Here is a 20,412-nt window from a genome sequence, read left to right on the forward strand (position 1 = left end):
TAAGGAGGAAATATTATGAATAGAGAAGAAGTCCAATTGTTGGGTTTTGAGATCGTGGCTTATGCTGGCGACGCTCGCTCAAAATTACTTGAAGCTTTAAAACAAGCTGAAGCTGGCGATTTTGCTAAAGCAGAAGCTCTTGTTGAAGAAGCAGGTGGTTGCATTGCTGAAGCTCACAAAGCGCAAACATCTATGCTTACTCAAGAAGCATCTGGAGCAGAAATTCCTTACAGCATCACCATGATGCATGGACAGGACCACTTGATGACAACCATCTTGTTAAAAGATGTGATTCATCATCTCATCGAATTATATAAAAGGGGAGCTAAATAATGAACAAACTCATTGAGCTTATTGAAAAAGGGAAACCATTCTTTGAGAAGATTTCTCGTAATAAATATTTGCGAGCGATTCGTGATGGTTTCATTGCAGGGATGCCTGTAATCCTATTTTCTTCTATTTTTATCCTGATTGCGTATGTACCAAACGCATGGGGATTCCATTGGTCTAAAGATATTGAAACTTTCTTGATGACTCCATATAGCTATTCTATGGGCATCTTGGCCTTCTTCGTTGCTGGGACAACGGCTAAGGGTTTGACAGATTCAATGAACCGTGACCTCCCAGCAACCAACCAAATCAACTACATTTCAACAATGTTGGCTACTATGGTTGGCTTCTTGCTCATGGCTGCTGAACCTGCTAAAGATGGCGGATTCTTAACAGCATTCATGGGGACTAAAGGGTTGTTAACAGCCTTTATTGCTGCATTCATTACTGTTAATGTTTACAAAGTCTGTGTGAAAAACAATGTGACCATCCGCATGCCGGACGAGGTTCCACCAAATATTTCACAAGTATTTAAAGACTTGATTCCATTTACATTATCAGTTGTACTCTTGTATGCACTTGAATTAGTTGTTAAAGCAAGCCTTCATGTAACGGTTGCTGAATCAATCGGTACTCTTCTTGCTCCACTATTCTCAGCTGCAGACGGATACCTTGGTATTACCTTCATCTTTGGTGCTTATGCCTTCTTCTGGTTTGTAGGGATCCATGGTCCTTCAATTGTTGAACCAGCTATCGCAGCGATTACTTATGCAAATGCTGAAGTAAACTTGAAGTTGATTCAACAAGGAATGCACGCAGATAAGATCCTTACTTCAGGTACTCAAATGTTTATCGTTACTTTGGGTGGTACTGGTGCGACTCTTGTTGTTCCATTTATGTTCATGTGGTTAACGAAATCAAAACGTAACCGTGCCATTGGACGTGCATCTGTAGTCCCAACATTCTTTGGTGTTAACGAACCAATCTTGTTCGGTGCTCCAATTGTATTGAACCCTATCTTCTTTGTTCCATTTATCTTTGCTCCAATTGCAAACGTATGGATTTTCAAATTCTTTGTTGATACCTTGGGAATGAACTCATTTACTTCTAACCTACCATGGACAACTCCTGGACCTCTGGGTATTGTTCTTGGTACGAACTTCCAAGTACTTTCATTCATCCTTGCTACACTTCTTGTTGTAGTGGACGTAGTTATTTACTATCCATTCGTTAAAGTTTACGATGAACAAATTCTTGAAGAAGAACGTTCTGGTAAATCTAATGATGAATTGAAAGAAAAAGTAGCTGCAAACTTCAATACAGCGAAAGCTGATGCTATCCTTGAAAAAGCTGAAGGTGAACCAGCTCAAAACAATATCACAAAAGAAACAAACGTATTGGTTCTTTGTGCAGGTGGTGGAACTAGTGGACTTCTTGCCAATGCTTTGAATAAAGCTGCTAAAGAATACAATGTTCCTGTGAAGGCTGCTGCTGGTGGTTACGGTGCTCACCGTGAAATGTTACCAGAATTTGACCTTGTTATCCTTGCTCCTCAAGTAGCTTCAAACTATGAAGATATGAAGGCTGAAACAGATAAACTTGGAATCAAATTGGCTAAGACTGAAGGAGCTCAATACATCAAGTTGACTCGTGATGGTAAAGGCGCTCTTGCATTCGTTCAAGAACAATTTCAATAATAAATAGATTTACTGTTGATTGAAGTGAGATGGAGAAGGATTGCTCACTGACTCCTCTCCATCTTGCTTTGTTTTTATTTTATGATTGAGAAGGGGAAACTTATGTCAAAAACATTACCTAAAGATTTTATTTTCGGTGGCGCAACAGCAGCCTATCAAGCAGAAGGTGCTACACATACAGATGGTAAAGGACCAGTTGCATGGGACAAATACTTAGCAGACAACTATTGGTATACTGCTGAACCAGCGAGTGATTTCTACCATAAATATCCAGTAGACTTAAAATTAGCAGAAGAATATGGCGTAAATGGAATCCGTATTTCTATTGCTTGGTCTCGTATTTTCCCAACTGGCTATGGTGAAGTCAATCCAAAAGGGGTAGAATTTTATCATAAGTTATTTGCAGAATGTCATAAACGTCATGTAGAACCATTCGTAACGCTTCACCACTTTGATACTCCTGAAGCACTTCACTCAAACGGAGACTTCTTGAATCGTGAAAACATCGAACACTTTGTGGATTATGCTGCCTTCTGTTTCGAAGAATTCCCAGAAGTAAATTACTGGACAACTTTCAATGAAATCGGCCCAATCGGTGATGGTCAATACTTGGTTGGTAAATTCCCACCAGGTATTCGATACGACCTTGCCAAAGTCTTCCAATCTCACCACAATATGATGGTTTCTCATGCTCGTGCTGTGAAATTGTACAAAGACAAAGGCTACAAAGGTGAAATCGGGGTTGTTCACGCCCTTCCAACTAAGTATCCATTGGATCCTAAAAATCCTGCAGACGTTCGTGCTGCTGAGTTGGAAGATATCATCCATAACAAATTTATTTTGGATGCTACTTACCTTGGGCACTACTCAGATGCAACCATGGAAGGTGTAAACCACATTCTTTCAGTTAATGGTGGCAGCTTGGATCTTCGTGACGAAGACTTTGCAGCGCTTGAAGCAGCTAAAGATTTGAACGACTTCCTTGGAATTAACTATTACATGAGTGACTGGATGGAAGCCTTTGATGGTGAAACTGAAATCATCCACAACGGTAAAGGTGAAAAAGGAAGCTCTAAATACCAAATCAAAGGTGTTGGACGTCGTGTAGCTCCTGACTATGTACCTCGTACTGACTGGGACTGGATCATCTACCCTCAAGGTTTGTATGACCAAATCATGCGTGTCAAGAAAGATTATCCAAACTACAAGAAGATCTACATCACTGAAAACGGACTTGGATACAAAGATGAATTTGTGGACAACACTGTTTACGATGATGGCCGTATTGATTATGTGAAACAACACTTGGAAGTATTGTCTGATGCGATTGCCGATGGTGCAAACGTCAAAGGATACTTCATCTGGTCATTGATGGACGTTTTCTCATGGTCTAATGGTTATGAAAAACGTTACGGACTCTTCTATGTTGATTTCGATACACAAGAACGTTATCCTAAGAAATCTGCACATTGGTACAAGAAATTAGCTGAAACTCAAGTGATTGAATAACCTCACTTGAAGGTATCCTATTTTGTTATCAGATACTCTAGAAAAGGTCAAGGATTTCCATAAAATGGTCTTTGAAAAAGTCTGTATCGTTTGTTTCAATGTAGATTTTTTCCCTTTTCAATAACAAAAAGAAAGGAATTGATTGTGACGATTGAATTAAAAAATGACTACTTAACTGTCCAATTCCAAGAAGTCGGAGGAGCCCTTTCTTCCATTAAGGATAAAGACGGGGTTGAATACCTCTGGCAAGGGGATGCAACTTATTGGAGTGGCCAAGCGCCAGTCTTATTCCCGAATTGCGGAAGTGTTCGTGACGATAAGGCTTTGTTTGGTCAAAAAGTGGGTCAGCTTCCAAGACATGGATTGGTCCGCAAAAAAACATTCCAGGCTCATCCTGTAAACGATCACCAAGTGAAGTTTACAATTGAAGATACTCCAGAGATGTTTGAGCAATATCCTTATCATTTTAAGTTGAGTATTTTGTATACGTTGAAAGAAAAATCAATTGTAACAGAATACATTGTTGAAAATCTTTCAGATGAAGTGATGCCTTACTTTATTGGTGGTCACCCTGGTTTCAATTGCCCTCTTCTTGCGGATGAAGCTTATGAAGATTATTATTTGGAATTTGAAAACGAGGAAACTTGTACAGTTCCAAAACAATTTCCTGATACAGGGCTTTTAGATGTACAAGATCGTACGCCGTTCTTGCAAGGTCAAAAAACACTTGATTTGGACTTCAAGATTTTTGAAAAAGATGCGGTAACGCTTGATCAATTGTCCTCAAGAAGTATCCGTTTGAAATCGAAAAAGCATGATAAGGGAATTCAGTTACAATTTAAGGACTTCCCTCATCTGATCTTATGGTCTACGACCAATAAAGGTCCATTCATAGCTTTGGAACCTTGGAGTGGTCTATCTACCTCTTTAGAGGAATCTGACCAGTTTGATCAAAAACGGGATGTTTCATTTGTTGAACCAAAGCAAGCTGATCGAAAGAGTTTTGTCATTGAAGTGCTAGGAATCTAGCCTCTATCATACTTGTTTATTAGCGATAGTCCAAGATCTCCCTCCTTTAAAATAATGTTCAATTGAGACAATTTTTGACTTGGACTATCGTTGATTGTAGATGATAGCGATGGAAAGTTTGATTGAAAATAGAAGAACAAGACTGAATGAATGTTATTTGAGATTCATTCAGTCTTGTTTTTTATATGGTGATCATAACAAAAAATCAGCCACAGGATCAATGGCATTATCACTGATCCTGTGGCTGATTCGTTTATTGTGGTCATCTTATTCGACCACTGATTTAATTTGTTCAATGATTTTATCGGCATTCATTGTACCGTAGTCCATCATATTAATGACTTCCACATGGATATCTTTATCTTTTACAAGGTCCAAGATTGTATCTTTTTGGAAAGCTACTTGAGGGCCTAAGAAGATACCGCTGATATCTTCTTTAGCAAGTTCCTCAGGTAATTCACTTGTTGGAACTGCATAAATGTGATAATCATATCCTTTTGTTTCTGCTGATTTGCGTAATTTAGTAACCAGCATACTAGTACTCATTCCAGCTGAACATGCTAATACAATTGTTTTTGTCATGATAGAAATCCTTCTTTCTTTTATAGTGAATAGAAATTATTTTTCTTAAATGAGAATTCTTTACTGGTATTATTCCAGTCGATTGTAACCGTTGTATCTCTTTCAGCAGAGATGCTTAGTTTAGTGACTGTTGAGTTTTCCCAGTAAATATCTAAGGTTAAACCAGATTTTGTTTTATACCCTTTGAGTGATCCTGTTTCGAAAGCTTTCGGTAAGGCAGGAAGCAAATGAATTGTAGTCCCAAAATCATGGACAATCATTTCTAGGATACCGTTGACAGCCCCAAAGTTCCCATCAATTTGAAATGGTGGGTGATTGTCTAATAAATTATCTAAAGTAGATTTGGTTAGTAACTTTTCGAAATTATTGAATGCTTCAGTAGGACGGTTTAACCGAGCAAAGAAGTTGATAATCCATGCACAGCTCCAGCCGGTATGACCTCCACCGTTAGCTAGTCTTTTCTCAAGAGTATTGAAACTTGCTTGGAAGAGCTCTGGATTTTTTAATTCATTGATTTCATTTCCTGGGAATAAACCAAATAGATGAGAAATGTGTCTATGGCCTGGTTCGGATTCTTGATAATCCGTTTGCCATTCCATGATACATCCTTCAGAGTTGATCTTTGTAGCAGGAAGATGGTTCAAAATGTATTGATTTCTTTCCTTGATTTCTGATGGGATAATGGAATCTGGTAAGTGGCCAAACCTGGTGAGGAAGTCTCTGACAATCTGAATATCCATGGTTGGACTAATACAGAGTTGACCAGCTTGTCCATCGTTTGTAATATAGGTATTTTCAGGTGAAACCGAAGGCCCTGTATTGAGTGTACCGTTGTATTCAAATAAATAGGAGTTTAAGAACTTCCAATTTTCTAGCAATACCTCACCGTATTCTGAAAGGAATTGATCATCATGGCTGTACTCGAAATGTTCGATAATATCGAGAGAAAGCCAGATGCCCCCCATCGGCCAAATCGTTGCAGGCATGTAGAAATCAGAAGGAGCAGCATCACCGAAAATATCCGTGTTGTGATGGAGTACGGCCCCATCAACTCCATACATGGATTGTGCCACTTTTTTCCCATTAGGAAGACTATTCTTTAAAAAGTCAAAGAGCGGGAAATGTAACTCGGAAAGGCCAAGCTTTTCACAAAACCAATAGTTCATCTGAGTATTGATGTTAATGGTGTAGCGACTACCCCAAGGAGGAGTAAAGTCCTTACTCCAAATTCCTTGTAGGTTGGCTGGGAAACTACCTTTTCTGCTTGATGAGATCAGTAAATATTTCCCAAAGTTAAAGTAAGCTAAGCTAAGAGATGGTGTTACATTTCCTTCTTTAGCATCGTTTAATGCATCCGGTAGGACGACCGTATCTTTTGCTTCATTTAGGTTTAATGTCGACCGGTTAAACAGCTGACTAAAATCAGTTATATGCTCAGTCTTTAAGGTATCGTATGGAACCTTCTTAGAGGCGCTCAGCTGATCCAGGCACCATTGCCGTGGGTCTTCTGATCGAATGCTTGTGCGTCCAGTTACGCCGATAACCAATTTTGTTGCATGTTTGATGACAATTCGAGAATCATAATATTCGACTACTCCGTCACAGGAATGAACGTTCAGGCCCATTGCAAACTCGATGCCCTGAGTTTTATTACCGTTGTATCCTGAAAGCACTAGTGTATCATCAATCAGTTCCAGCTCATCCAAATAAGATTCACTTTGTCCACTGGTTGGGCTCCGTCTCATCAAGTAAAGTTCGAGATTAAGATCGCTTCCTTCTATCTGATAGAATAATTCATTTGCAGGATAGGAAATGAAGCAGGTCCGATTTTCTTGTTGCTTTAAACGGCTGTATGAGATAGTGCAAGTGCCGTCATCAAATTTCAATTCTTTTGAATAGTCGGAATAATCCAGTGAATGAATGGCCTCAATATGAACCTGGCCCAGTGGCTCGTAGTGTCTTGGGTGAGGCGATTTTGCAAACAGATACCGTCTTGCCAAGAGATGGGCCTTCTCAATTTCTTGCTGTTGGAGGGCCTCTCTGATAGGAGCGATGGCATCGATAGCATGTTTATTTAAACGATCAATTTCCCAGCTAGAATACAATGAATCTTCATTCATGTAGAGGATATCATGGTTGGGGTTTCCTAAAACCATTGCCCCTAGAAAACCATTTCCCAAGGGAGAAGCGTCTTCCCATGAATTAGCTGGCTTTTTAAAAATAATCTTTGTCATAACCTTATAAACCTTGTTCTTCTTTTAAGAATTGTTTATCCATTGCTTTGACGAAAGGTAAATATCCGAAGAATCCAACAACGATCAACAAGATTTGAATGAGTGATCCCATGATATTGAAGTTAGTTGAAATAAATCCGCTCAAGATAATTGGTGTAGTCCATGGAACTGGAACAACAGGAATTGGTGCAATATGTAATACCGCAAGACCATAAACCAAGAAGAATTGAAGAAGGTATACGAAGATGAATGGAATGAACATGTAAACGTTCATAACGACTGGAAGTCCATACATGAATGGTTCATGTACCAAGAAGATAGATGGGATCCAAGAGAATTTACCCATAGATTTCGCACGTTCTGATTTACATCCAAAGATTAATGTCAATGGAATTGCAAAGTTGAAGACACCAGAGTAGACTTCCCAGAAAGTAAGGGAAACGATGTAAGGAAGTGCATGTCCTGTGTTATAGGCATCCAAGTTTGCAGCCATCATAGTCAATAGAATAGGTCTCCAAACAACTCCGACAACATTGGCACCATGGATACCGAAGAACCAGAGTAATTGTTGGATCAGGATGAAGATGGCAATTGCCCAAATACTGTCACCCAAGGCAAGTAATGGTTGGGTAAACATTTGATACATGAAGTCAGAGAAATATCCATATGGAGTTAGAGAGAAGCCGAAGCGAACGACCAAGAAGAACAACAATACGACAAACATTGGAATGATAGATGTGAAACTCTTAGTAACATTTTCAGGAATGGCATCTGGTAACTTGATAGTGATATCTCGTTTAATAAAGTAATGATAAATTTTGAGAGAGATAATTGTAGTAATTAAGGCTGGGAAGATCCCTTGTGCACTAAAGAGGGCAGTTGGAATGACATTGGCTACAGAAAGTTTTTCAACAGCTTTTCCAGCGACTTCTCCGGCCCCTTTATAAGAAAAGTTTGAAATTACAAGGAAGGACAAGAAGCTTACAATAATCCCATATAATTTATTGATCTTTAATTGTTCACTATAGGAATTGGCAACAGCAATTAAGATCGTAACGGTCAACATTCCGATAGAAATGGTTCCCAGTTGAGAGAAGAAATTTACCAAAAAGGTATTGACATTTGGTGCAAACTTATCCAAGAATGGAAGATTGGCCATCAAGATTCCGACTGCACCGACGATTGTTACAGGTGTAGTGGCGATCATACCGTCACGAATAGCAACGAATTCTTTGGTGCTATTCAGTTTATTAGCAATTGGATTTGCAATTTTTTGCAATTTATCAATGAATTGATTAAACATAAAATTCCTCCGTTTTTCCATAAATAATATAGAAATTAGAATCCTAAACATACTTTTTACATTTAAGGACCAGTGTTAAACGCTTTGAAAATAAATGAAAAAAATAAGTCCTCCTCCAAAAAAATAAAAATGGTACCATTGCAATTTGCTACCTATATAATATCCTGTAATAGTTCTGAATTCAATAGATGACGAAAAGGTTGGTGTAAATTCAAAAATGATCCGTCATTTCTTCAAGAGTATTCAAAAGATGATCTAAATGGTATAATATAATAAAGGTTTTATAGGTAGAATAAAGAGGATAGTGTATGACCAGATTAAGTAGAATTGAAGAAGTTGAAGCCATTATTCGGCGGAAACGCCGCATGGCCATAAAAGAGTTGGAGCAGCTGACCTATTCAAGTGCATCAACACTTAGAAGAGACTTGATTTACCTAGAAGAGCATGGACTAATTAGGAGAGCACGTGGAGAAGTTTTTCTTAATTCTTCAAATACTAATGAAGAATCGTATTTCTTGAGGGAAAACAAAAATAAAAATGCCAAAAAAAAATAGCAACCCTATCTAGAGACTTCATAGGTCCAGGGATGTGTATTTATCTAGACGCTAGTACGACTGTTTTTGAACTATGTCCCTACGTTTGTGAAGTGAATCATTTAATTATTTTGACCAATGATTTAAAATCAGCCCAATATTTGGCTGAACATACGAATCCGTCTAATAAAATTTTTGAGATTGGAGGCGAAGTGCGTCACCATTCTACCACCTCTATCTGTCAGGATTTTGAACATTCCTTTATTCAACATTTTAATATTGATCTTGCAATCTGTTCGGCCAGTGGAATTGATGATAGATTTGTGTATGAAAAGTCTTTGAATCAAGCTTTGGCGAAGAAAAACATTATCGAAAAGGCTAAAAATACGATTTTATTAGTCGATCAAACAAAATTTTTCCATACTGGATTTTATAAAATCAACCAGCTATCTGCCTACAAAACGATTATTTCAGATGCTGCCCCGGATCCTAAAATGTTAGTTGCGGCAGAGGATTGTGGGACAGAATGGATATATTAAGTGCTACAAGTAATGCTTCATGATCGTCATTTCCGAAGTTCCGATTCAAAAGAGTTGTTTAAACGAGGGAGCGCTTTCATTTCATTCGAAAAAATTTGAATTTCAAATAATATTTTCTTACTTTCTGTGTACAAAAAGGGAATTTCTTGATAAAATAGAATAATATTGAATAACTTCTTCAATATCATCTGTTTGACGCTGAAAACAGATTTTTTAAACTATTAAAAAAGCACAGGTTTTGAAGAAAATCTGTCTAGAATTTGTGAGGAGACAAGATGACTGTCGATTATAACAGCAAAGCATACTTGGATAAAGTAGATGCTTGGTGGCGTGCAGCCAACTACATTTCAGCTGCTCAAATGTACTTGAAAGATAACCCATTGTTGAAGCGTGAAGTCGTTGAAAACGACTTGAAGGCTCACCCAATCGGACACTGGGGTACAGTACCGGGGCAAAACTTTATCTATGCTCACTTGAACCGGACCATCAATAAATACGACTTGGATATGTTCTACATTGAAGGACCAGGTCATGGTGGGCAAGTAATGGTATCTAATTCTTACTTGGATGGTTCATACACTGAATTGAATCCAGGTATTCCTCAAAATGAAGAAGGTTTCAAACACTTGTGTAAGATCTTCTCATTCCCTGGAGGAATTGCTTCACACGCGGCGCCTGAAACACCAGGATCTATCCACGAAGGTGGAGAACTTGGTTACGCACTTTCACACGCTACTGGAGCTGTATTGGATAATCCAGATGTCATTGCTGCGACAGTAATTGGTGATGGTGAAGGGGAAACTGGACCATTGATGGCTGGTTGGTTGTCAAATACTTTCTTGAACCCTGTCAATGATGGTGCTGTTCTTCCAATCTTCTATCTCAATGGTGGGAAGATCCATAACCCAACAATCTTTGAGCGGAAGACAGATGAAGAATTGACTCTCTTCTTCGAAGGTCTAGGTTGGAAACCAATCTTTGCCAATGTAACAGCAATCTCAGATGATCATGAAGCAGCACACGCTTTGTTCGCTGAAAAGTTGGATGAAGCGATTGAAGAAATTAAAAAAGTCCAAGCAGAAGCTCGTAAGGGTTCTGCGGAAGAAGCAACTCAAGCTGTTTACCCTGTCTTGATTGCCCGTATTCCTAAAGGATGGACTGGACCTAAAGCATGGAAAGGAACACCAATCGAGGGTGGTTTCCGTGCGCACCAAGTTCCAATCCCAGTAGATGCGCATCATATGGAACATGTGGATGCCCTTCTTTCATGGTTGGAATCTTACCGCCCAGCTGAATTGTTCGATGAAAACGGTACATTACTCCCTGAAATTGCAGAAATCGCACCAAAAGGCGACCGTCGCATGGCGATGAATCCAATCACCAATGCAGGTGTCATCAAACCAATGAACACAGCTGATTGGAAGAAACATGCCTTTAAAATTGGAACACCAGGTGCCATCATGGCGCAGGATATGATCGAATTTGGTAAGTATGCAGCAGATCTTGTGGATGCGAACCCTGATAACTTCCGTATCTTTGGACCGGATGAAACCAAATCAAACCGTCTTCAAGAAGTCTTCACACGGACCAACCGTCAATGGTTAGGACGCATGAAACCAGATTATGATGAAGCATTGAGCCCTGCTGGTCGTGTCATCGATTCTCAATTGTCAGAACATCAAGCAGAAGGAATGCTTGAAGGATATGTCTTGACAGGACGTCATGGATTCTTCGCTTCTTACGAATCATTCCTTCGTGTTGTTGACTCAATGATTACGCAGCACTTCAAATGGTTGCGTAAATCTAAGACTCACACAACATGGCGTAAAAACTACCCAGCTTTGAACTTGATTGCGACTTCAACCGTCTTCCAACAAGACCACAATGGTTACACTCACCAAGATCCAGGTATCTTGACGCATTTGGCGGAGAAAACACCTGAATATATTCGTGAGTACTTGCCAGCAGATACCAATAGCTTGCTTGCTGTAATGGATAAGGCCCTTAAAGCAGAAGATAAGATCAACTTGATCGTCACTTCTAAGCACCCTCGTCCTCAGTTCTACTCGACAGATGAAGCTGAAGAATTGGTTCGCGAAGGCTACAAAGTGATCGATTGGGCTTCAACTGTTTCAGCAGATGAAGAACCAGATGTAGTCATTGCAGCAGCTGGGACAGAACCAAACTTAGAAGCTTTGGCAGCGATTACGATCTTGCACCAAGCCTTCCCAGAATTGAAGATCCGCTTTGTCAATGTTGTGGATATTTTGAAATTGCGTCACCCATCAGTAGATGCGCGTGGACTTTCTGACGAAGAGTTCGATACAGTCTTCACGACTGACAAACCTGTCATCTTTGCCTTCCATGGTTACGAAGGTATGATCCGTGACATCTTCTTTAACCGTCACAACCACAATCTTCGTGTACATGGTTACCGTGAAAACGGAGATATCACAACACCATTTGATATGCGTGTCATGTCTGAGTTGGACCGCTTCCACTTGGCACAAGATGCAGCCAATGCAGCTCTTGGAGAAGAAGCATCCGCATTTGCAGCTCAAATGGATGAAACAGTTGCCTTCCACAATGCTTATATCCGTGAAAACGGAGATGACATTCCGGAAGTGCAAAACTGGAAATGGGAAAATGTAAATAAATAAGAAAAAAAGTCGGAGCAATCCGGCTTTTTTTCTTATTTAGACCGTCTTTTACATTTCCACTTGCTTTTTTTGAAACAGTTAAGCGCTGTTTCATTAGTTTGTGGAAGTCTTCTATCCACAGAGGGTGAAATCACCTTGTGGATTGCATTGATGATGCTAGCGGTAAAAGAATTTGATATTTTTTTAAAAATATTTGATTAGCCCATCAGTAACTAGGTGAATGATTTCATAAAATAAAAAAGAGTGCTGGAAAGTGGGATTGCTTGAGAAAGAAAATTACAAACGAATTACAGTTTCTACAGTCAACCTATTTTTATATCTTGGTTGACTATTTAGGAGTTGTTTGGTATAATAGGTTAACCATATTTGAAAGTGAGGTTAACTAAAAGTGAAACAACATCATACTTTTTCAATTGTTCTTCCAGCCTTCGGAGCTGCTATCATTGCTTCCCTATCACAAATCATCATTCCGATAGGAGCGGTGCCCATCACCTTACAGACCTTTGCTGTAGGACTCGTGGCTGCCATTTTTAAACCGAGAGAAGCTACTCTTGCTGCTCTCCTCTATCTTATTCTCGGTGCAATTGGTCTACCCGTTTTCGCAGGAGGTAGCGGTGGTTTTCAAACCTTCTTTAGTCCAATAGCTGGTTATATACTTGCCTATCCCCTTTTCGCCTTTATCACTTCTAAACTGACCAATGCTGATACACCCATTTGGAAAATCTTTTTGGCTTTTGTTTTAGGAGATGTCCCAGTATTTGTCGGTGGAATTCTCACCCTTCACTTCCTTGGAAATATGGGTTGGTCTACAGCCGTAGCTGTCGGTTTGACACCTTTTATCATTCCTGACCTGCTAAAAGGACTCATCGTCTCTTTGGTGACTAAGCCAGTTTTAAAAGCACTAAAAAATCATAGCTACTTTAACTAAAAAAAGATTGAAGGCTCTGTTCACACGAACAATGTCTTCAATCTTTTTATTTTGCAAAATAAATGTCATAGTGCTTTGAACAAGCTGGATTAAACCGACTGTGACAATGAGAGCAAGAGATAGACTTTTGATAGTTTTCAATAGTCATTTCATGTAGACAAACACCACAGATAACTACCTTATCCTGCCTTATGTGGCAAGGATAAGCTCGAAATCTATGATCCTCTATATGATCATGACATTGATAACAGGCATAATATTTTTGACAGTCATAGCATTTTAGAGCAACAATATCTAGTGGAGAATGATAGTGTTGGCACCTACTTTCCTTATCTACCAGGAGACCATGAATTTGTGCTACTGGTAGACAAGGAGTAGAAGCAATTGTCTTGCCCAGGACATCAGGTTCCTGCTTTCTGAAAGTTTTTCTAGTGATTGTACTTTTACTATTTTCCATTAACCACATTATAGCACAAATGATTTGTATTTTTAGGAGAAAAGTATAGTCGATTCACATGATTCTTTGTGTCTATCTTATGCTTCTACGTAACAATAGTTTTCAGTTCTTATTTGATGAACCTTTAGGGACTGATTTTTTTAACAATTTATAGATCTAGGAACTAAAGAAAAGACAGCTGGATATAAGTTCGGAAATCAAGCGTTTTCTAGGGGAAGATGGAAGAGTTTTCAAAGAAATATTGAAGAAAAGCCGAAAAAATAGTAAAATGGAATAGCTGATTGCAGCAAATCAACTTTTCTGTTTTCTCCTCTTTGGAGAAGTGCCGTAAATTAGAAAATGGAGTATTTAATGAAGAAAAAAGTGATCTTGAAAAGCAGTATCTTAGCAGTTGCTACTGGTTTCAGTTTCTTTGCCATCAATCGTGTATTTGCAGATGATTTGCAAGTCCAGTTCATGGGGGTCAATGACTTCCACGGTGCCTTGGAACAAACGGGAACAGCCCGCTTGGAAAATGAAACAGTGAAAAATGCTGGGACAGCCCCACTGCTAGCGACGTACATGAATGATTCGCAAAAGGAATTTGAAACAGAAAATGCAGGAACTCCAAATGCAAGCATCCGTGTACAAGCTGGAGATATGGTCGGTGCTAGTCCAGCCAATTCTGCCCTCCTTCAAGATGAACCAACTGTAAAAGTCTTCAATGAAATGAACTTTGAATACGGAACACTTGGAAACCATGAGTTTGACGAAGGTCTTGGAGAATTCAACCGGATCATGAAAGGGGAAGCCCCAACACCTGGTCAATTCAACAAGATCGTCGATGAGTATCCTCATGAAGCTTCCAAACAAGAAATTGTGATTGCCAACTTGGTTGACAAGGACACCAACAAAATCCCATTTGATTGGAAACCTTATACCATCAAAGAAATTCCAGTTAATGACAAGACGGTTAAGGTCGGATTCATCGGGGTTGTGACGACAGAATTTCCTAACCTTGTCTTGCGGAAGAACCATGAACAGTACCGGGTCTTGGATGAAGCAGAATCGATTGCCAAATATGCGCGTGAGTTGAATGACCAAGGCGTTCATGCTATTGCTGTCTTGGCCCACGTTGCTGCCACAAGTAAAAATGGGGTAGCAGAAGGACCAGCTGCAGAGATGATCAAGAAATTGAATCAACTTTATCCAGAAAACTCAGTCGATCTTGTCTTTGCAGGTCACAACCACCAATATACAAATGGGATGGTCGGAAATACCTTGATTGTGCAAGGAACATCTCAAGGGAAAGCCTACTCGGATGTTCGAGGTGTCTTAGATACAGATACAGGGGATTTTGTCAAAGCTCCAACTGCTAAAATCATTGCCGTAGATCCTTCTAAAGGCAAAGCAAAAGATGCCAAGGTCCAAGCGATCATCAATGAAGCCGACGAGACGGTTAAAAAGGTAACGGAAGCGAAAATTGGTTCGGCAGAGAAAGCTGAAAATATTACACGGGAATTGAATGCGCAAAAAGAAAGTGCTGTGGGAGATTTGGTCACAGCAGCCCAATTGGATATTGCTAAAAAATCAGGATACCCAGATATTGACTTTGCCTTCACCAATAATGGGGGAATTCGTGCAGACCTCGTGGTGAAACCCGATGGAACTATCACTTGGGGTGCCGCTCAAGCTGTGCAACCATTTGGAAATATCCTTCAAGTAGTAGAAATTACCGGAGACCAAATCTACAAAGCTTTGGATCAACAATATGATGAGAAAGAGCTTTACTTCTTGCAAATGGCAGGGATCAAGTACACCTATACCAAACCAGCCGATGCGACGGAAGAAAAACCTTATAAGGTTGTGAAAGCCTACAAGGCAGATGGTACAGAAATCGATCGCAAGAAGACTTACAAGGCGATTATCAACGACTTCTTGTATGGTGGTGGTGATGGCTTCTCAGTCTTCCGCAATACAAAATTGATCGGTGCGATTAATCCAGATACTGAAGTCTTTATCCAATACATCGAAGATGTGAATAAGGCAGGGAAGAAGTTGTCTGCTTCAATCTTGGGCAACAAGACATTTGTGGAAAAAGTGGAAGAAGAAAAACCAACTCCAGCACCACAACCGGAACCACAGCCATCGCCAGTAGATCCAGTAAGTCCTGTCAATCCTGTAGCTCCAGTGGCTCCAGTTAACCCAACGGTTCAACCTACAAGCCCAGCAGTGGCAGTCCAACCAGAAGCAACGGAAACAAAAGAAACAGCAACGGTTAAACCAGTCGCTGTCACTTATCATACAGGTGGTCAAGAAGAAGCAGTTGCTAAACCAGCAACCGGTCTTCCAAAAACAGGTCAAGAAGACTTGACTTCTACAGTCCTTAGTCTCTTTGGCATGACCTCACTTGCTTTAGCAGGTTTTGTAGCTAGCAAAAAACGCGAAGGTTAACTGGGGATAGAAAGTATACAAACTGTTTTTGCATAAAAAATTAAATGATTCTGCAATAGATATCATTTACTCCCTACTGGAACTTTCCGCCGTGAGAAAAGTGCTTGAAACAATATTGTTTCAAGCACTCGGGAGTTTTGAAACCTTAGGTTCAAAACTAAGTCATGGAACTTTGAAGAAGTTCGCTGACGTCCGTTCTCACCTAAGGAAAGTTTCTCAGAATACTTTGACTTCAATCTGAAACGTCCGTTCTTTTAAGAAACGGACGTTTTTCATGTCTTAGGTTATCTTCTCCACCCAGATACTGCGAACAAAGAAGAGGCTGATCAGAGCCAGTGCTAGAAAGGCAAAGCCAACGTAATAGTAGGGCTGATCCATTGTGGTGGAGCGGCCGGAGAGATTGACAATCCCTCGGTAGAGGGCTCCTGCTGTCAGAGTAGCCACTCCGGAATTCCAAAGATTGAGACTCAGGCGAGAGAGGCCTTTGACGAAGAGCTGTAGAGCTACTAGAAGTGTGCCACCGATCAAAGGGATCAAGAAAAGGTAGTGCATGAAGGCAGAGGTTTCGCCAAAACTAAAGTGTTCATAGATGCGACTTCCAGCGAAGAAGAAAACCGTAAGAAGAGTGTAGCAAAGAATCGTTTTTTTCAAGCGTTTTTTAATGGGATTAGTAACCGATGTAGACAATGTCACTCACCGCCCTTTCTGAGATAGTACCATTTGTAGTAGGTTTGTTGATGACTTTTCCGTTAAAGTAGAGGGTCGAAGATCCACCCCCATCCAAGTTGTAGGCTGTTTTAACGCCATAAGACTTCATCACTTCTGCTAATTGGTAGAGAGATAGTCCTTCACTTTCTGAAGTCCGGCCATCTGAGACGACGATGATGTAGTGATTTTCATCGATGATTCCGATGGCTGTTCGTGGATTAGATGCCATGGATTGTCCAACTTCTGAGTTCGTGTCCACAGTGACCTCACCATTTTCGACCAGGGAAGGACCAAAGGCAAGTAGGTTCACAACACCATCTTTGACCAATTGATCTGCGGAGATCTCATCTTCGTAGATAATCTTGAAGGATCCGTCTTTATAAATGGCTAGGTCTCCGTTGCTAGCGTCTTCCCGAACGGTATCGCGATAGACCACTCCGTTTCGGATAACGTATCCGGTGCTGTTGGCACCGTAATAGTCCCCGTTGACCGCTAGAATGGCACTGTTATTAGCCGCCGTGACAGAGGTCTTGGCTGTCACGTTAGTCCCATAGGTATTTTGAGCAAAGGCTGTTTTCAGATAATCTGACGAGCTGACGGTAATATCTGCTACGTAAACTTGGGTATTGTTCACCGTTTTTTCTGTTAAGGTCACTTGGACATTGTCGTCTGAGTAGCTGGTGTCTGTCGTTTTTGCAGAGGCAGCCGCTTTTTTAGCTGCCTTGGTGTCCGTCGTTGTCGCTTTTACAGTTTGGATGGCGTCGGATAAGACGAAGGTTTTGAGGACAGAGTAGCTAAAGGTACTGGTCAGGATCAGACCAAAGCAAGCCGCGTAGGTATAGGATTTTTTAAAGAATTTCATTTTGAGTAGCAATCCTTTCTTTGAAGATAACTTTTTTCTGGATAAACCATGAGACCAGAAAGAGAAGGAGACCGACGATGATCTTACTGATGAGGAGATTGAGCCCAAAAGCAGTGAAGAAGAGTCGGATCAAGAGGGTGTCAAAAATGAAGAGGCCAAGAGCAAGGCCAAAGTATCCACTTCCCGTTCGGGTCACACTGTCTTTGTTTTTAAAGACGAGGCGTTTATTGGTCGAGTAGTTAAAGATGGAGCTGGTCACACGAGCAATCCCGTTTGCAAGAAGGATCCGGAGGCTAATCGGTACGGACATCAAAATAAAGAGGAAGAAGGCGTAAACCAAATAGTCAACCATGAAGCTACCTAGGGAAGATAAGGCGAACTTGAACATGTCCTTGTAGATCAGGAGGCCATCTCGAACAGGACGGAAGTGGGAACCTTCATTGTCATTGATGTAGACCGTCTCGATCGGAACTTCCAGAATCGGGTAGGCTTTACTTGCTGCAAGGAGAACATTCATTTCATATTCATAGCGTTGTCCTTCGACTTCCAGCATGAAAGGCAAGAGATTCGTAGTGAAGGCCCGTAAGCCAGTCTGAGTATCGCTAACTGCCACTCCAGTTTGCTGTTTGAAGAGGAAACGGGTCAATTTATTTCCAAAGGCAGATCGCAAAGGAACTTTGCCAGAGAAGGCACGGGTGCCTAGAATAAGTGTTCCAGGATGCTCTTGAGATTGGTTAACAACTCTGAAAATATCCCAAATTTTGTGCTGACCGTCTGCATCAGCTGTAACAATGCTTCCATAGGTACCTCTTTCTAGGATGTAGGCATAAGCGGTTTTGAGTGCTTGACCTTTTCCTTGATTGTGCTCGTGGGTCAGGACTGTCGCAAGACCTTCCAATTTATCAAAAATCACTTTCTTGTCAGCGTCACTACCATCGTCAACCACGATGATTTCGAGATCACCTTTAGCATGGACCAAGCGAACCAATTTGATAAGATTCAGATCCGGTTGATAGGCGGGGATGATAAGATAATTCATAATCGTTCCTCGTTTCTTGAGATTTGTTGAAGCTAGTATAAAGACTCAAGCTTAAAGCTAACTGATATCAGTTTTCTTTAAGGAAAGGAAGTGGAAAAGGGGTAGAGGTTCTTCTATAAAATGTCATGATTTCGAACCACACTCCGTTGAGATGATTGGTCTTATCGAAAAGCTTTTTTCAAATCTTACAGATAATCCTTGCCTTTACTAGAAAAGTCTGGTATAATAGTTTCTTGTGAGTAAACCTCACTTACCCTATGCAAAGACTTGGGGTCATTAGTCCAAAAGGAGGAACATTATCAATGGCTAAATACGAAATTCTTTATATTATTCGTCCAAACATTGAAGAAGAAGCTAAAAACGCTTTGGTAGCACGTTTCGACTCTATCTTGACTGACAACGGTGCAACTGTTGTTGAATCAAAAGATTGGGAAAAACGTCGTCTTGCATACGAAATCCAAGATTTCCGTGAAGGACTTTACCACATCGTAAACGTTGAAGCGAACGACGCTGTAGCTCTTAACGAGTTCGACCGTCTTTCAAAAATCAACGGTGACATTCTTCGTCACATGATCGTTAAAGTTGACGCGTAAGAAATCATTCGAGGTGACTTATGATTAACAATGTTGTACTTGTCGGTCGTTTGACCCGTGATGCTGAACTTCGCTACACTTCTAGTAACCAAGCAGTTGCTACTTTCAGCCTAGCTGTAAACCGCAACTTCAAGAGTCAAAATGGAGAACGCGAAACTGATTTCATCAACTGTGTGATCTGGCGTCAGCAAGCAGAAAACTTAGCCAACTGGGCTAAGAAAGGTGCTTTGATTGGGATTACCGGTCGCATTCAAACACGTAATTACGAAAACCAGCAAGGTCAACGTGTTTATGTCACTGAAGTCGTAGCAGACAGCTTCCAACTATTGGAAAGCCGTGCAGCACGCGAAGGGCATGCAGCTGGTGGCTATTCATCAGGCAACGGTGGTTTTGCTGGAAATGCAGCCCCAAGCTTTGGTGGATCAGAACCAAGCAATGCAGCACCAAACTTTGGTCGTGAGGAAAATCCATTTGGAGCCAATCCAATGGACATCTCAGATGACGATCTTCCATTCTAAGAATGGGTTTAACGAATTAAAACTATAAAGGAGAATTAAACATGGCTCAACAACGTCGTGGCGGATTTAAACGCCGTAAAAAAGTTGATTACATCGCAGCAAACAAAATCGAATATGTCGATTACAAAGATACTGAGCTTCTTAGCCGTTTCGTTTCAGAACGTGGGAAAATCCTTCCTCGTCGTGTAACTGGAACTTCAGCGAAGAACCAACGTAAAGTAACAACAGCTATCAAACGCGCTCGCGTAATGGCTTTGATGCCTTTCGTAAACGAAGATTAAAAAAGAGGTCCGGGGGACCTCTTTTTCATGAGCTTGAAAATAAGATAGCGAATTAAGACCCATACGGGTCTTTTTTTCACGAGCCTGGAAATGTAAGAGCGAGTAAGACCCTGGTGGGTCTTTTTTTCAGGTCCGGGGGACCTCTTTTTCAGATCCTGACGGGTCTTTTTTTGTCTA

Annotated in this window: 17 protein-coding genes and 1 pseudogene; 11 read left to right on the forward strand and 7 right to left on the reverse strand. The window is 40.5% G+C overall.

All coding sequences use genetic code 11. From position 1 onward, the window contains the following. The first annotated feature begins 15 nt into the window (after positions 1–15). From BTU61_RS04120 to BTU61_RS04135, 4 genes are all read left to right on the forward strand, one after another. Positions 16–333 (forward strand): PTS lactose/cellobiose transporter subunit IIA, encoded by a 318-nt coding sequence (locus BTU61_RS04120; RefSeq protein WP_187540033.1) that lies wholly within the window; start codon positions 16–18, stop codon positions 331–333. After that, complete coding sequence (locus tag BTU61_RS04125; protein ID WP_200772446.1) at positions 333–2,027, forward strand: lactose-specific PTS transporter subunit EIIC; 1,695 nt, start codon at positions 333–335, stop codon at positions 2,025–2,027. The genes BTU61_RS04120 and BTU61_RS04125 overlap by 1 nt, the downstream gene beginning before the upstream one ends. Positions 2,028–2,129: 102 nt before the next feature. Continuing rightward, positions 2,130–3,536, forward strand: a complete 1,407-nt coding sequence (lacG, locus tag BTU61_RS04130; protein WP_200772447.1) for a 6-phospho-beta-galactosidase — start codon at positions 2,130–2,132, stop codon at positions 3,534–3,536. 144 nt (positions 3,537–3,680) lie between these two features. Further along, the gene (locus BTU61_RS04135; protein WP_200772448.1) at positions 3,681–4,565 is read left to right on the forward strand and encodes an aldose 1-epimerase family protein; all 885 of its coding nucleotides are present in this window, start codon (positions 3,681–3,683) and stop codon (positions 4,563–4,565) included. Positions 4,566–4,832: 267 nt separating this feature from the next. On the opposite strand, the gene BTU61_RS04140 is transcribed toward BTU61_RS04135, so the two are convergent. Genes BTU61_RS04140 through BTU61_RS04150 form a run of 3 tightly spaced genes read right to left on the reverse strand, consistent with a single transcriptional unit; the run spans position 4,833 to position 8,684 of the window. Next, on the reverse strand, positions 4,833–5,147 hold the full coding sequence (locus tag BTU61_RS04140) for a PTS sugar transporter subunit IIB (protein WP_234700084.1): 315 nt from the start codon (positions 5,145–5,147) through the stop codon (positions 4,833–4,835). Between the two features lie 20 nt (positions 5,148–5,167). After that, the gene (locus BTU61_RS04145; RefSeq protein ID WP_200772449.1) at positions 5,168–7,381 is read right to left on the reverse strand and encodes a glycoside hydrolase family 95 protein; all 2,214 of its coding nucleotides are present in this window, start codon (positions 7,379–7,381) and stop codon (positions 5,168–5,170) included. 4 nt (positions 7,382–7,385) lie between these two features. Next, positions 7,386–8,684 (reverse strand): PTS sugar transporter subunit IIC, encoded by a 1,299-nt coding sequence (locus BTU61_RS04150; RefSeq protein ID WP_200772450.1) that lies wholly within the window; start codon positions 8,682–8,684, stop codon positions 7,386–7,388. Positions 8,685–8,992: 308 nt separating this feature from the next. On the opposite strand from BTU61_RS04150, the pseudogene BTU61_RS04155 reads away from it, so the two are divergent. From BTU61_RS04155 to BTU61_RS04165, 3 genes and pseudogenes are all read left to right on the forward strand, one after another. Then, a pseudogene (locus BTU61_RS04155) lies at positions 8,993–9,756 on the forward strand (DeoR/GlpR family DNA-binding transcription regulator). A 275-nt stretch (positions 9,757–10,031) separates the two neighbouring features. After that, on the forward strand, positions 10,032–12,416 hold the full coding sequence (locus BTU61_RS04160) for a phosphoketolase family protein (RefSeq protein WP_200772451.1): 2,385 nt from the start codon (positions 10,032–10,034) through the stop codon (positions 12,414–12,416). Positions 12,417–12,804: 388 nt separating this feature from the next. Next, positions 12,805–13,344, forward strand: a complete 540-nt coding sequence (locus BTU61_RS04165) for a biotin transporter BioY (protein WP_200772452.1) — start codon at positions 12,805–12,807, stop codon at positions 13,342–13,344. A 46-nt stretch (positions 13,345–13,390) separates the two neighbouring features. Here BTU61_RS04165 and BTU61_RS04170 read toward each other — a convergent pair whose 3' ends face one another. Continuing rightward, positions 13,391–13,729 carry a CHY zinc finger protein gene (locus BTU61_RS04170; RefSeq protein WP_200772510.1) on the reverse strand — a complete coding sequence of 113 codons (339 nt, stop codon included), beginning with the start codon at positions 13,727–13,729 and terminating at the stop codon, positions 13,391–13,393. Between the two features lie 423 nt (positions 13,730–14,152). Between BTU61_RS04170 and BTU61_RS04175 the strand changes: the two genes are divergently transcribed. Next, positions 14,153–16,234, forward strand: a complete 2,082-nt coding sequence (locus tag BTU61_RS04175) for a surface-anchored 5'-nucleotidase (RefSeq protein WP_200772453.1) — start codon at positions 14,153–14,155, stop codon at positions 16,232–16,234. Positions 16,235–16,513: 279 nt separating this feature from the next. Here the strand turns inward: BTU61_RS04175 and BTU61_RS04180 are convergent, their stop codons facing one another. The 3 genes from BTU61_RS04180 to BTU61_RS04190 are packed head-to-tail and all read right to left on the reverse strand — an operon-like array spanning position 16,514 to position 18,843. Further along, positions 16,514–16,921: a hypothetical protein gene (locus BTU61_RS04180; protein ID WP_200772511.1), complete on the reverse strand. Its 408-nt coding sequence runs from the start codon at positions 16,919–16,921 to the stop codon at positions 16,514–16,516. Next, positions 16,902–17,804, reverse strand: a complete 903-nt coding sequence (locus BTU61_RS04185) for a phosphodiester glycosidase family protein (RefSeq protein ID WP_200772454.1) — start codon at positions 17,802–17,804, stop codon at positions 16,902–16,904. The genes BTU61_RS04180 and BTU61_RS04185 overlap by 20 nt, the downstream gene beginning before the upstream one ends. Then, positions 17,791–18,843, reverse strand: coding sequence for a bifunctional glycosyltransferase family 2/GtrA family protein (locus BTU61_RS04190; protein WP_200772455.1), 1,053 nt, complete (start codon positions 18,841–18,843; stop codon positions 17,791–17,793). Before BTU61_RS04190 ends, BTU61_RS04185 begins: the two co-directional genes overlap by 14 nt. A 302-nt stretch (positions 18,844–19,145) precedes the next feature. On the opposite strand from BTU61_RS04190, the gene rpsF reads away from it, so the two are divergent. Genes rpsF through rpsR form a run of 3 tightly spaced genes read left to right on the forward strand, consistent with a single transcriptional unit; the run spans position 19,146 to position 20,235 of the window. Continuing rightward, on the forward strand, positions 19,146–19,436 hold the full coding sequence (gene rpsF / locus BTU61_RS04195; protein WP_003005040.1) for a 30S ribosomal protein S6: 291 nt from the start codon (positions 19,146–19,148) through the stop codon (positions 19,434–19,436). A gap of 20 nt (positions 19,437–19,456) precedes the next feature. Beyond that, positions 19,457–19,954: a single-stranded DNA-binding protein gene (locus tag BTU61_RS04200; protein WP_200772456.1), complete on the forward strand. Its 498-nt coding sequence runs from the start codon at positions 19,457–19,459 to the stop codon at positions 19,952–19,954. 41 nt (positions 19,955–19,995) lie between these two features. Next, entirely contained in the window at positions 19,996–20,235 is a 240-nt protein-coding gene (gene rpsR / locus BTU61_RS04205) for a 30S ribosomal protein S18 (RefSeq protein ID WP_000068664.1), read from the forward strand. Positions 20,236–20,412 lie beyond the last annotated feature (177 nt).

Source organism: Streptococcus lactarius (assembly GCF_016642265.1).
Lineage (GTDB): Bacteria > Bacillota > Bacilli > Lactobacillales > Streptococcaceae > Streptococcus > Streptococcus lactarius.

What these genes read in the sequence shown, in the direction of transcription:
- BTU61_RS04175 (WP_200772453.1), top strand. Translation starts at nt 14,153, where the DNA reads ATGAAGAAAAAAGTGATCTTGAAAAGCAGTATCTTAGCAGTTGCTACT.
- BTU61_RS04190 (WP_200772455.1), bottom strand. Translation starts at nt 18,843, where the DNA reads ATGAATTATCTTATCATCCCCGCCTATCAACCGGATCTGAATCTTATC.
- BTU61_RS04125 (WP_200772446.1), top strand. Translation starts at nt 333, where the DNA reads ATGAACAAACTCATTGAGCTTATTGAAAAAGGGAAACCATTCTTTGAG.
- rpsR (WP_000068664.1), top strand. Translation starts at nt 19,996, where the DNA reads ATGGCTCAACAACGTCGTGGCGGATTTAAACGCCGTAAAAAAGTTGAT.
- BTU61_RS04185 (WP_200772454.1), bottom strand. Translation starts at nt 17,804, where the DNA reads ATGAAATTCTTTAAAAAATCCTATACCTACGCGGCTTGCTTTGGTCTG.
- lacG (WP_200772447.1), top strand. Translation starts at nt 2,130, where the DNA reads ATGTCAAAAACATTACCTAAAGATTTTATTTTCGGTGGCGCAACAGCA.
- BTU61_RS04140 (WP_234700084.1), bottom strand. Translation starts at nt 5,147, where the DNA reads ATGACAAAAACAATTGTATTAGCATGTTCAGCTGGAATGAGTACTAGT.
- BTU61_RS04150 (WP_200772450.1), bottom strand. Translation starts at nt 8,684, where the DNA reads ATGTTTAATCAATTCATTGATAAATTGCAAAAAATTGCAAATCCAATT.
- BTU61_RS04200 (WP_200772456.1), top strand. Translation starts at nt 19,457, where the DNA reads ATGATTAACAATGTTGTACTTGTCGGTCGTTTGACCCGTGATGCTGAA.
- BTU61_RS04120 (WP_187540033.1), top strand. Translation starts at nt 16, where the DNA reads ATGAATAGAGAAGAAGTCCAATTGTTGGGTTTTGAGATCGTGGCTTAT.
- BTU61_RS04145 (WP_200772449.1), bottom strand. Translation starts at nt 7,381, where the DNA reads ATGACAAAGATTATTTTTAAAAAGCCAGCTAATTCATGGGAAGACGCT.
- rpsF (WP_003005040.1), top strand. Translation starts at nt 19,146, where the DNA reads ATGGCTAAATACGAAATTCTTTATATTATTCGTCCAAACATTGAAGAA.
- BTU61_RS04160 (WP_200772451.1), top strand. Translation starts at nt 10,032, where the DNA reads ATGACTGTCGATTATAACAGCAAAGCATACTTGGATAAAGTAGATGCT.